This window comes from Rosistilla carotiformis, from assembly GCF_007753095.1.
Taxonomy (GTDB): domain Bacteria; phylum Planctomycetota; class Planctomycetia; order Pirellulales; family Pirellulaceae; genus Rosistilla; species Rosistilla carotiformis.
In genome coordinates this window covers 1,717,789-1,730,059 of sequence record NZ_CP036348.1, presented here as the reverse complement: position 1 = coordinate 1,730,059, position 12,271 = coordinate 1,717,789, and the positions used below count along the sequence as shown (strand labels likewise).

Here is a 12,271-nt window from a genome sequence, read left to right as displayed (position 1 = left end):
TCAACGTTCGTAATCCGCATAGCTAAGGTCGCGCGGTGAGATCACGTTGGCTTCAAGCGGCCAACTGATTCCAAACGCAGGATCGTTCCAGCGAAAACCTCGTGCTAGGGTCGCATCGTAGTCGGAAGATATTTGATAAAGCACTTCGGTATCATCCGATAGCGTCTGGAAGCCGTGTGCGAATCCTTCGGGGATATACAGTGACTTTCGGTTGTCCTGCGTTAGTTCCACGCTCGTCCACTCTCCTCGTGTGGGCGATTGCGGTCGAACATCGATTGCAACATCGAAGATCGCGCCGCGGATAACACGAACTGTCTTTGTTTCGGCGCTGGGGGCTTCTTGAAAGTGCATCCCGCGAACCGTACCACGACGCTTGTTAAACGACAGGCTGGACTGACTGAATTGGGAGATCAGCCCCCGCTGGGCAAACTCTTGTTGGCAGTAAATCCGCGCGAAGAATCCACGTTCGTCCTCGGCTGGCTCGACTTCAATCACGAAGACACCTTCGAGCGGAGTCGTTTGGAAAATCATGTCGAGCGCCTTACGCAATGCGAACCTGGGGAATCGGCACGATAAACTTCCCGCCACGGTCCTGGTAATCGACCTGCTGTTGCAGGATCTCGTCGCAGAAGTTCCAGGTCAACAACAATACATAGTCGGGTTGGTCGGCGACCAGCATCTCGGGTTCATAAATTTTCAGGTGGGTGCCAGGCGTGTAGCGTCCCTGTTTCACCGGGCTGCGATCGACCACGTATTCCAACACTTCTTTGCCAAGTCCAAAGTAATTCAGCAGAGTGCTGCCTTTGGCCGAGGCGCCGTATGCAGCGATCCGCATGCCTTCGGATTTAAGGTCTTGCAGCAATTCCAGCAGGTCCTGGCGGAGGCCTTCGACAGTGTTCCGCAAGCCGAGATAGAACGACAGTTTGTCGACGCCCCAGGCACTCTCTTCGGCCAGTAGCGTTCGAACCGATTCGCCCGGCTGGTCGCAGTGTTCGCTGCGGCAAGCGACGATCCGCAGCGAACCGCCGTGGATCGGAACTCGGGAAGCTTCGACGATCGTCAATCCGTGGCTGCGGAACAAGCGATCGAGCGTGGTCAACGAGAAATAGCACAAGTGTTCGTGGTAGATCGTGTCGAATTCCACGTGATCGACGAGGTCTTTTACGTAGGGCACTTCAAATACTGCGTGCCCGGTTGGCTTCAGGATGCGGTGAACGCCGGCGACGAACCCGTTCAATTCGGGGACGTGGGCCATGACGTTGTGCCCATGAATGACATCCGCACTCTGTCCCTGTTCGGCCAGTTGCGTCGCAAGTTCCAGGCTGAAGAAATCGGCAACCGTCTGGATCCCACGTTCCTGGGCGACAGCCGCGATGTTCTGTGCCGGCTCGATGCCTAACACAGGGATTCCGAGTTGCTGGTAGTATTGCAGCAGGTAGCCGTCGTTGCTGGCGATTTCCACCGCCAAACTATCTTCCGTCAACTGCAGCGTTGGGACCAAGTGCTCGACCAAATTTTGGGCGTGTTCGAGCATGGTGTCGGAGTACGACGAGAAGTAGGCGTATTCGCTGAATAGCTCTTCCGGAGGAACTGTTTCAGTGATTTGCACTAGCGTGCAATCGGCGCAGAAAACCAGCTCGAGCGGGTACGTCGGCTCAGGCTCGGTCAACTGGTCCGCGGTCAAAAGCCGGTTGGCCAACGGCGTCTTCCCGAGCGAAAGCACGGGCTCCAAGTGGCTCGAGCCACAGGCGCGACAATTCGAAATCATGATTCAAGGATCCTAATAAATTCTGTACACAGCCGCCGATTGCTCGTACAGCTTTCCACCGCGACCGCGCGATTAGCCCGCAAGCCTTTGGGAGTGATGAGGCTGGCGGGACTGGTCAGCCCACTCTGCTCCAGCTGTCGACGCCGCATGTTCAAAGTTTTTGATCTGTTGTCGCGTGAGGTCCCGCATGTCTGCCCCTTCGCTCCAACTGCGATACCACTCGACGGTGGCTTGGATTGTCGTTGCGAAGTCCCAATTCGGCTGCCAGGCCAATTGCGAAATCGCCTTGGAGCAATCGAGTTTGAGGATGCCGCTTTCGGGCAGCGCTTCAGCAGCTGCCGGATCGATACGGACCTCGCCGGCGCCCCAGGTCGCCACGAGTCGCTTAGCAAGTTGGCCAACCGTCACATGCGCTGCGGGAGATGGCCCGAAATTCCACCCGCTAGCGAACTGCGTTCCGTCTGCGCCGCACAGACGCGATGCCAAGGCAAGGTATCCCGAAAGCGGTTCGAGGACGTGTTGCCACGGGCGGATTGCGTTGGGTTTTCGAAGCACCAAAGGCTGCTCGGCCAGGATGCTAGAGACAAAGTCGGGGACGATACGGTCTTGAGCCCAGTCGCCGCCGCCGATCACGTTGCCCGCTCGGGCGCTTGCCACACAGGTTGCGCCTGCGTCGCGAAAAAAGGAATCGCGATACGAGGCCGTCACAATCTCAGTGGCCGCCTTGCTTGCGCTGTACGGGTCTTTGCCACCCAACGGATCCTGCTCTCGATATCCCCAAACCCATTCGCGGTTCTCGTAACATTTGTCCGATGAGATCACGACGCAGGCTTGGATGTCTGGTTGCTGCCGTACTGCTTCGAGCACGTGCAGGGTTCCCATCACGTTGGTGTCGAACGTCTCTTTGGGCTGTTGGTAGGACAATCGAACCAGCGGCTGCGCCGCCAAGTGCAGCACGATATCGGGCCGTGATTCAGCAACAAATGCTGCGACCTTTTCTTGGTCGCGGATGTCGATTGTGCGGTGGTCGTATTGGCCTTCCAGTTCCAGCAACTCAAACAGGCTGGGGGTTGTTGTCGGCGTCAAACCGCAACCAAACACTTCAGCCCCCAGTTGCAATAACCACTGGCACAGCCAAGAGCCTTTAAAACCGGTATCTCCGGTGACTAGTACCCTGCGTCCCGAGAACGTATTGTCGAACATCTCACCCTCCTTGGTGAAGCCGAGTCTTTGCTGTACGCGCTTCGACGTCACGCAGCTTGTTTTGTTATTTGTGAGTGCACTCGATCGGGCAGCGTCCGGATGACCTGATCTTCGCTGCAATGCATCTTGTTCCAGACGCGCCACGGGCAATCGAGCTCTTCCCACTTCTGCTCCAGTGACTGCTTGTCGCGGAGCGTGTCCATTGGCATCCAGAAACCAGAGTGTTTGTATGCCGACAATTCTCCTCGCATCGCCAATTGTTCAAGCGGTTCGCGTTCCCAGATCGTGGAATCCCCTTCGATGAAATCGAGTGTCTCGGGCTCCAACACAAAGAAACCACCGTTGATCCAGCCACCGTCTCCAGTCGGCTTCTCTTGGAATGCGGAGACCCGGGTGTCGTTACCGATCGCCAGGCGTCCAAACCTGCCACTTGGCTGGGTCGCAGTGACTGTCGCCAGTTTGCCATGGGCGCGGTGAAAACGGATGCTTGCCTGGATATCGATATCCGCCAAGCCATCTCCGTAGGTCATCAGGAACGTTTCATTGCCAACATGCTGGCGGATCCGTTTCAAGCGACCTCCGGTCATCGTTTCCAGCCCTGTATCAATCACGGTCACTCGCCAAGGCTCGACGTGATTCTGGTGAACTTCCACCGTATTGGTTCGATAGTCCCAGGTCATATCCGACATGTGCAGCGGATAGTTTGCGAAATACTCTTTGATAAGGTAGGCCTTATACCCAGCGCAAATCACAAAGTCATTGATGCCGTGATGGCTATACAACTTTAGAAGGTGCCACAGGATGGGTCGCCCCCCAATTTCTACCATCGGCTTGGGTTTTAATTGCGTTTCTTCGCTCAGTCGAGTACCAAAACCACCAGCGAGAATTACTGCTTTCATAACGCAACCTTAAGGGTAAATCGCAAATTCCACGCTATTAAGACGCGAACCGAGTGCCAACGTGGCGGGGAGGATAGCGAACGGGGTAAGTTGCGTCAATCGCGAAACAATTTGGGTTGCTTTTGCGTTGTTTGACGCACGATCGAGACTCTTCGCCGAGGCTTTCGGCGACGATCCGCTTGTGCACTTAAGCGACCCATCGCCGCAGCGTCCGAGAGTTCTTGTGTAGCAGGCCAGCCCAGAATGTTGGATTGCACCATCGCGATCCCAGTCGGACGTCTGGAGTCTCCCAGTCTTTCGCGGCGATTCTCTCTTCCATGATCCGTGGGTGTGATCCCCGAAATGGCTCGCAAGTCTTCAGGTCCCAGGCATAGGACTCCTCTTCTGTTTGCTCCCCGGGCGTCACTTGTCTGCCATCGTAGAGGCTTAAGAAGTAGTCAGACTTAGCCGCCATCGTCTTTGGCGGCTTAACATATCCATAGTGATATACCCAAGCACCTGTGGGGGCGGCGACCAGTTTACGATCCTGAACGTTGAATCCACATGCATCGCCAACCGATTGCACACCCGCGTTCGCGCGTACGATCCTGACCTGCCGCCGATAAGGGAGCGGATCGCGAATGTTGTAGTCGGCGCGAAAATGATGGTAACGGAACGACAGTCCTTCCACTCGCTTGTTGTTAACATGCCGCCGCATGCTTGCCTGGATCCGGTCTAAATCGGCTTCGTGGATCACTTCGTCGGCTTGGATGTAGAAACACCAATCGCCAGAACACTCGCGCAGTGCGAGGTTGGTTTGGTCGGCGAGCACGGTTCCGTTTTGTCGGCTCGTTTCATCCCAAACCGTATCGATGATCCGTATCTTTGGGGAATCGATCGATTGGATTAGCTCCCGCGTTTTATCGCAGCTTTTCCCTACCGCAACGATCATTTCATCAACGATCGGAAGTATCGATGTAATGCTCTCGATAACGGGGTAGTCGTAATGGATTGCGTTGCGAGCGATGGTGAATCCCGATACTTTCATAGCTCAATCTCTATGCTACAGCTTCTGACTTCATACCCTTGCCTCGAAACATTCATTCACCGAACGACGAGGGGAAGCGAGGAACCCACCCAACTGTGTGAGCGGGATCGGCCTGTGATAGCGAATCGGGCAATAACAGAATAGCCCAATCTGCCGCTTTGCCGATATTGAACGATTCGCCAAGGGCGACAGCCTCAGTAACGTGAACATCTCTCGGGGATTCGCAACGTCAATGCGATCGGATGGCTTATATGCTCGATGAACCGGTTCGCGTTTTACAGACGGTGAGAGCTTGGCGGGCAAAGTTACACGCGTCGGTGAATTGCCGAATGCTCGCGTCGTGGAATCTCGCCCGACACCCATGAATGAAGTCATTGCGAAGCAGTATGGAAGGCGGCTCGTCAGGTATTGCAACTCTCACGGGCGGTGTGGGGTGCTTGCAACTCGCTTTCGCTCGCTGCGATCGCGTCGCGGACTGCATTGTCGAGAGGTTCCAGCGGGCAGTGCCACGGCCCTCGCCAACGGTTTCTGCTAGCGGAAACCTGCTGATACGATGCCCCGACTTCATTTGCTAGCAGTTCAAAATAGTCGCGGTCGCAATTGGAGGGTCTGATCTCGATCAAATCGATGGGGTTGGGCGAGAGCAGAATGTTAGTCAGTCCGGCGCCGTGGAGACCGACAACGACCGCCGCGTCGCGAAACAGGCGAACCTGTTCTGCCAGCGTATATTGCTCCAAGCAGTGCGATTCGAAACCATGGCTGGCCAGCAGCGCCGCGACTTCCGCGTCGTTCCCCAACGATCGGTTTCGGGCCAGTCGGCGACTGACATACAGCCGCCGCTGCGATGGCGGTTGCGGAGCCCCTGTCGTAGTTCCCAAACGGGATTGCAAGCGAGCCCCAAGTCGCCGTCGCGATACCGCTGTCGCCAGGGAGGGAACGATCAAACGATCGGCTTGGATCAGCAAGCCTTCATGTGGTTCGATCACCTTGGCTGCGGGAATACCCAACAGTTCGAGCGTCTGGCGATGAAATGGTTTGTAGTTGTCGACCACGTAGGCGTCGGCTTGCAGCACGCCCGCCTCGCGGACCAATTCCAGGCGGGGCAGCACCTCGCATAACCAGTGAAAATAGTTGTGCGATCCGGACGTGTTGAGGACGACGACATCACCGGCGACATGGACTGGTTGGGGCAGGCGGCGGGGAGTTGTCACCGCGCGGCGGATGCGACGTGGATTGAGCCAACCGCCGGGCACGGCTTTGGGAGCAAGCGGGCCATCGCAACGATGCAGTTCCGATAGCACGACGTTGTCGATTCCGATCCAGTCGCACTGCCGACCGTGGCACCATCCCCCTTCGATTTCCATAACAAGCCCGTCGTCGAAATCGCCGGTTCGATCCGATTCGACAGCATCGTGGGGCGACTTCGTTGGCAAACTGCCGGCTTCCTCGCGCCAAAGCATTTTGACGCGTTGCGGATAGCAGTCCAGCAGTTCGGCTGTCGACAGCCTTCCAGTTGGCTTCTTCTTCCCGCGGCGAAACGGCAGGAGCGTCGACAACGCAAACACATACTTTCCGTAGTGCACTAGTTTGCGATTTTGTTGGGCAATATCCATCTCGAAAGTGTCGCGCTCCGGTCGCTCGCTCCGTCCCCTGCCCGCCGTTCGTTGATTGCCGGACCGCTGTAGGTCGAATCGGGCTCCTCCGTACTCTACCGCTACCTTTCTAGAGCGTCCAGATCACCGACAGCCCCACCGAAATGGGGGCGCCGCGCGAGACGCGTCCGAAATCATGGGCGACGCTGTCAATCGCTAATAGCGCAGTAGTGCCGCTTCGGCCATCACGCCAGGACCGAAGGCGAGGACAACGGCGGGGCCTTCGAATCGCTGCGTTTGCGCCTGATTGCGTTCCATCACAAACAGCACCGTCGCCGACGACATATTGCCCAGATCGTTCAAGACGGCGCGAGAAATCTGAGTCTGATTCGGTTGGAGCTGAAGCGCTTCCTGAACCGCATCCAAAATTCGCGGCCCGCCCGGATGAACGATCCAGCGTTGAATGTCGTCGAGTTTCAATCCATGACTTCCCAACCAAGTTGTGATCCACGCGCGGAGGTAGGTTTGAATGCAATCGGGCACTCCGCTGGTCAACCGCATCTGAAAACCATTGTCACCGATATGCCAAGACATTTCTTCGGTGGTGTCTTCAATCAAGCAGGCCCCTGTCGCTTCGATCTTGCAAATCGAATCGGAGTGAGGATGCTTGGCCTCCCAATTTTCGCCCGCGACAACGAGACTACCCGCCCCATCAGCGAACAACGCATTGCCGACGATTCCGTCGAGATCCCAACGCATCCGGAAATGCAAGCTACACAGTTCCACACAGCACATCAGCACACACGCATTAGGATCCGCCGCGGTCAGTCCCTGAACCGTCCGCATCCCATTGATTGCACCATGACACCCCATGTATCCAACGTGCACGCGTTGGACGGTGCGAGGCAGGCCAAGCAACCGAATCAAATCGATGTCGACGCCCGGTGCGGCGAACCCCGTGCACGAAACCGTGACCAGATGCGTGATGTCTCCGGGCAGCACCGCGGCGTCGTGAATCGCAGCCGTCGCGGATCCCAGTGCAAGCGGCGTCGCGTGCTGCTTGTACAATGCCATTCGCTGAGCGGTCGTCGGTCCGTCGCCTCCGCCCCCTTCCAGATTCGCCTCGCCGTCGGACTTGTGCCACTGATACCCAAGTTCATACGGGATCACGGTTCGGCGCGACGAAACGCCCGACTTTTTGAACAGCGTTCTCAGCAGACGTTTCTGCTTCTCAGTCTCGCAGATCACTTCGGAGCTTAGCGCCAGCGCCTCGTCTTGGCTAACAACTTCGGGAGCTTGCGCCGTCCCCAGGCCTATGATCGAACATGTCATGCTGCCGCTCCCGATTGATTTGTCGTACCACGTAGTGCCCCAACGACGGGACAACGGTAACAACTCTCAGCAAACCACGTACCAGCTTCGGGTATCGAAGCGTCCGCGCGAAGGCGTGGCACCAGTATTGTTGGGTGATAATTAAATCTTCTGTAGTGTGTTTCCAGCGATCGACGTACGCATCGGTCCAATTCGTAACGGCATCCGTAGCCAACGGCGCAACCGCTCGGCCGGCTCGGATCGCCCACGCCATTCCTTCGCCAGTGAAAGGTTCAATATACCCTGCGGCATCTCCCACCACGAACAAACGCGTACAGGCGACATTTTGCCGGCGACGGGTCAAGGTCGTCGTCCCTTTCCACGCCCCCGATAGCATCGCGTCGCATACAGGGAAGTCCGCCGTGCGTAAGATCTCACCGCAAACCTCTGCCGCAGACTTGCCTCGCAAAGCCTGGCGATCGATCGCCGCGGCGATATTTAATTGACCTTGTTCGGTCCGCGAAACACCAACATACCCACATGCCGACACCGCCATGTAGATGGTACCCTCGCGATAAGTCTGCGGGAATTCGCGGGTCGAAATCCCGAAGCCCACGCGAGAATCGGGGCTTGTGGCCACCTGCATCTGAGGCTGGGAGATGTGGTTCTCGCTCGCCAATCCCGTCGCCATGATGACGATCCGCGCGCGGATCGCCTCCGTTTTTCCTTGCACCAGCAGTTGACGATACCCGCCGCCATCAGCCGCTGTCGTGGGATCCGCATCAATCCGTAGAGTCAATCCCGACAAAAATTCGCAGCCAGCCCCGATCGCTTGCTCGACCAACACCCGATCCATGGTGCGTCGGCTGATCGACAGTCCGCCGGGCAGAGCCAACGTGACCGCTTGCGAACCCGAACGCAATTCGTAAGCGCTCAGCGGTAGGGCGCCAGCCCGCATGATCGGTTCCAGCACCCCGAGCGCCTTCAGCCCGGCCACCGCATCTTGATTTAAACAGGCACCACAAACCTTGTCTCGCGGAAACGTTTTCCGATCGACCAGTAGAACTCTTGCCCCACCGCGTGCAATTCCAATGGCCGCGGTCGCCCCGGCGACTCCCGCTCCGACGACCACGACATCCCAGATTTTTTCGGTGGCCGTCGCGAGGTCGATCGTGGGATCCATTACTATCGTTCCCAAGTCATCAGTAAACGTTGTGGCCAGACGTTTTTCAGGACCATTTCCCGCAGTCCCGCTCGATCGGCCAGTTCTCTTAACTCAGAACGCGTAAACGCCCCCTGAACCGACAGCGGTCCATCGACGTGGCACATGCGGCTTCGTGTCAACAAACGGATTCCCGCCCAGCACATCACGTAGCCGAGCCGAGTCCTCAGTAGATCGCTAATCACGATCATCCGCGCCCCACTGTCGCGCATTGCCGTCAACAATTGAATCACCTCTGGCGGATCAAAGTGATGTAAAAACAGCGAACAACAGATCACATCGTACCCGGTCGGCAACGGATCACTCAAAACATCCGCTCGAAGAAAATTGACGTTTAAGCCCAACGTGTCGGCGCGTTGTTGAGCGTAGGCGAGCGCCACGTCACTCATGTCGCAGCCGTCGACCTGCACCGGCAGCCCCGACTTCGCCGCCTGCTGCGCCAAACCGATTGCCACATCGCCCCCTCCGCTGGCAACGTCCAAGACGCGGAGCGGTTCGCCGCTTGAATTTGCAAGTTTCGAGATTGGCCCCCACAGCGACGCTGTCGTTCCACTGATTGCATTGACCCGCGTGAGTCCCGCCAGCGCATCGTGATGCAGCTGTGGATCCAGATCGGGCTGATCCATCCACTCGGGTTCGCGGCGACGTTCCTTTAACCAGCCTTTTACCATGGCAATCGACAAACTCCCCACTGGCCGTGATTCTCGTCGACGCCGACTTCGATCATGCTAATCGCATTCCCAAACTTCGACCGTGTCTGCTCGCAAACGCGCTGGGCGATCACCCGCGCCAATTCTTCCGCGGTTGTATTGACCACCGGCAGCACGATGCAATCCTCTTTCGGGAAGACCCACCGCCGCTCCCGGAATCGGGCCACGATTTCCCCTTGTTCCTCGCGGACGCTGATCTCCGCATGATCGCGCGGCAGCAGCACATGATGGTCCAGCTGCATCGTCTCGTGCAACACCGCGTCGCGGAGCGCGATGAAGTCGACGACATACTGATTGGCATCCAAAGGCCCTTCGACGGCAACTTTCACACCATAGTTATGGCCGTGCAGTCGTTCGCAGATGTCGCCAGCAAACGTAATGAAATGAGCCGCCGAAAAGACAAACGCCTCTTTGCAGACTTCGACTCGGTAACTTGCAGTTGCCGTCATCGGACTCCCTAGGGATCGCTTTGGATGGGAATGGAAGATCGTTCACCGGCACTACGGCCAGGCAGATACCGGTGGCTGCGATCGCTAGCCGACCGTATTGAACCGCGCCCCGCACGTCCGGTGCAATAGGCGGCCCGAACATGCGGCAGCCAAGTTTTCGATGATTCCGCAAGCCACTTTGCCCCAAGCGTCCCCCGCCGCCTGAAACGTACAAACGACATTCGGTCGCCAATCGACCGATGGCTCGTTCGGGAATATTGCACGTGGGCAACTGCGTTCGTGCGCGATGGAAAACTGCGCGCCGCAGCGATCAGGCATCGAGAGGGACGACCGTCTTCGACGCGCGGTCAAGATTCGGGTTGCCCGAATGGGGCGTTTTTGACATGCTGGGCTTCGAAAACATTGGATGTTTCTCCCCGCCTCGATTGTTTTGCAAGGACCGCACTCATGACTCGAATCACCGTTTTCGCCAGCCTCCCAATGACGTTGTTGTTGGCCGTGCTTGTTGGATCTGCTGGTGCCCAGCCGACCGACAACGCGAGCCCCGCGGTCCAAGCCGAGCCAGCTTATCTGTTGCACTACCAATTAAAAGCTGGCGAAACGCTGCAGTATCAAGTGACGCATGTCGCCAAAACAAAGACACGGATTCGCGGGAAAGACGAATTGACCAACGTTCGCAGCCTCAGCACCAAGGTCTGGAATGTCGAATCGGTCGATTCAGCGACGGGGCAAATGACCTTTGTTCACATGGTTCAAGATACCGAACTGAGTCAAAAGATCGGCGACGCTGATGAAATCCGCTGGGACAGCAAGTCGGGCGAGGAACCACCCTACCAATTCGAATCGGTCAAAGCGACGCTGGGCAAACCGTTGACCACGGTCAGCATCAACGGGCAGGGACAGGAAAAAGAACGCGAGAGTCACGCCGGAACCAAAGCTAATTTGGGCATGGGTGGATTAACCCTGCCGCTGCCACCGAAGCCAATCAAAGTTGGCGCCACATGGGCCGTGCCGCGGCAAACGCACGCGCGGCTCGCCGGTGGTGAAGTCAAGCGGATCGACGTGCGCGAGCTCTATACACTCACCAAAGTGCAAACCGGCGTGGCGACGATCACAGTCCAATCGCAACCGATCACCCCGATCCACGATGCCAAAGTCAAGTCGCAAGTCGTTCAGCAATTGAGCAACGGCACGATCAAGTTCGACATTGATGCTGGCCGCGTGCTCAGCAAACAATTGGACTGGGACGAGACCGTCGTCGGATTCGAAGGAGCCGAGAGCATGATGGAATATCGCGCTCGCTTGAACGAGACGCTGATCGAAACGAAGACCTCCGTCGCTGCCCGCTCGATCGATCAATTGAAGCTCAAATAGAACAAGCGACACTTAACGACGCGGCGGCAATATTGTCGTCGCGTTAATCGGTAAACTTGTCGTCGAAGTTCTGGATCTTGGGTTGTTCAAAGTTCCCCTCGGGAACAAACCGCTCGTTCGATCCAGGGCCCCAGAACAGTAGATAGACGACGAAGATCACGACGGTAATGGCGGAGATCCCCAGATGGATTCGCCAGTCATTCTTCTGCCACCAAGCTTTTTTTGATCTTCCGCGCCGTGGTGGCGGGGATTCCGACTGAGCCGCAATGGCCGCGGGTTCTTCCCCGGTGGGCCCACGGACAACCGCGACGGATCCCGCATTCGCTGACTTCCTGGGCGTCTTTTCACCAAAGTCGATCGCGGGGAAAGTACCAAAGTCGATCTTGTTTTTTGGCTTGGGGGACGCAGGCTTCTCCCCCGATCGCTCGCGCAGCTGCGCGTCGTACTTCTCCCGCGACGCATCGTCCATCAGCACGCGACGCGCCTGAGCGATCTCGTTCATCAACTTCTGCGTCAAGCGGCGATGAGGCCCGGAGGTCAGTTGATGAAGATAAGCGACCTGGCGACTGGCGGCAGCGTCGATCACTTCGGGATTGCCTTCAAACGGCTCGATCCCCAGCAATCGGTAGTGCGTCGGCGGCTGTTGCGACTTGGGAATTCCCAGCCACTTGTGATAAGGATCGATCGGTTCGGAAGCGTCGGGCATTGTTTCTTCA

The 12,271-nt window shown here is 57.2% G+C and carries 12 protein-coding genes; 1 reads left to right on the top strand and 11 read right to left on the bottom strand.

Translation table 11 applies throughout. From position 1 onward, the window contains the following. From rfbC to Poly24_RS06360, 10 genes are all read right to left on the bottom strand, one after another. The gene (gene rfbC, locus Poly24_RS06405) at window positions 1-531 is read right to left on the bottom strand and encodes a dTDP-4-dehydrorhamnose 3,5-epimerase (RefSeq protein ID WP_145092099.1); all 531 of its coding nucleotides are present in this window, start codon (window positions 529-531) and stop codon (window positions 1-3) included. Between the two features lie 10 nt (window positions 532-541). After that, the gene (locus Poly24_RS06400; protein ID WP_145092097.1) at window positions 542-1,768 is read right to left on the bottom strand and encodes a class I SAM-dependent methyltransferase; all 1,227 of its coding nucleotides are present in this window, start codon (window positions 1,766-1,768) and stop codon (window positions 542-544) included. 72 nt (window positions 1,769-1,840) lie between these two features. After that, entirely contained in the window at window positions 1,841-2,971 is a 1,131-nt protein-coding gene (gene rfbG / locus Poly24_RS06395; protein ID WP_145092095.1) for a CDP-glucose 4,6-dehydratase, read from the bottom strand. A 47-nt stretch (window positions 2,972-3,018) separates the two neighbouring features. Further along, entirely contained in the window at window positions 3,019-3,870 is an 852-nt protein-coding gene (gene rfbF, locus Poly24_RS06390) for a glucose-1-phosphate cytidylyltransferase (RefSeq protein WP_145092093.1), read from the bottom strand. A gap of 187 nt (window positions 3,871-4,057) precedes the next feature. Next, complete coding sequence (locus Poly24_RS06385; RefSeq protein WP_145092091.1) at window positions 4,058-4,897, bottom strand: glycosyltransferase; 840 nt, start codon at window positions 4,895-4,897, stop codon at window positions 4,058-4,060. A gap of 401 nt (window positions 4,898-5,298) precedes the next feature. Then, the gene (locus Poly24_RS06380; protein ID WP_145092089.1) at window positions 5,299-6,510 is read right to left on the bottom strand and encodes a glycosyltransferase family 61 protein; all 1,212 of its coding nucleotides are present in this window, start codon (window positions 6,508-6,510) and stop codon (window positions 5,299-5,301) included. A gap of 195 nt (window positions 6,511-6,705) precedes the next feature. Further along, window positions 6,706-7,821 carry a type III polyketide synthase gene (locus Poly24_RS06375; protein ID WP_145092087.1) on the bottom strand — a complete coding sequence of 372 codons (1,116 nt, stop codon included), beginning with the start codon at window positions 7,819-7,821 and terminating at the stop codon, window positions 6,706-6,708. Continuing rightward, window positions 7,769-8,983: an NAD(P)/FAD-dependent oxidoreductase gene (locus tag Poly24_RS06370; protein ID WP_145092085.1), complete on the bottom strand. Its 1,215-nt coding sequence runs from the start codon at window positions 8,981-8,983 to the stop codon at window positions 7,769-7,771. Before Poly24_RS06370 ends, Poly24_RS06375 begins: the two co-directional genes overlap by 53 nt. 2 nt (window positions 8,984-8,985) lie before the next feature. Then, the gene (locus Poly24_RS06365; protein WP_145092083.1) at window positions 8,986-9,693 is read right to left on the bottom strand and encodes a methyltransferase domain-containing protein; all 708 of its coding nucleotides are present in this window, start codon (window positions 9,691-9,693) and stop codon (window positions 8,986-8,988) included. Continuing rightward, on the bottom strand, window positions 9,687-10,181 hold the full coding sequence (locus Poly24_RS06360) for a 6-pyruvoyl trahydropterin synthase family protein (RefSeq protein ID WP_145092082.1): 495 nt from the start codon (window positions 10,179-10,181) through the stop codon (window positions 9,687-9,689). Before Poly24_RS06360 ends, Poly24_RS06365 begins: the two co-directional genes overlap by 7 nt. Window positions 10,182-10,628: 447 nt before the next feature. Here Poly24_RS06360 and Poly24_RS06355 point away from each other — a divergent pair, with 447 nt between their 5' ends. Next, window positions 10,629-11,555 carry a hypothetical protein gene (locus tag Poly24_RS06355; RefSeq protein ID WP_145092080.1) on the top strand — a complete coding sequence of 309 codons (927 nt, stop codon included), beginning with the start codon at window positions 10,629-10,631 and terminating at the stop codon, window positions 11,553-11,555. Window positions 11,556-11,598: 43 nt separating this feature from the next. On the opposite strand, the gene Poly24_RS06350 is transcribed toward Poly24_RS06355, so the two are convergent. Then, window positions 11,599-12,261: a J domain-containing protein gene (locus Poly24_RS06350; protein WP_145092078.1), complete on the bottom strand. Its 663-nt coding sequence runs from the start codon at window positions 12,259-12,261 to the stop codon at window positions 11,599-11,601. Window positions 12,262-12,271: the final 10 nt, after the last annotated feature.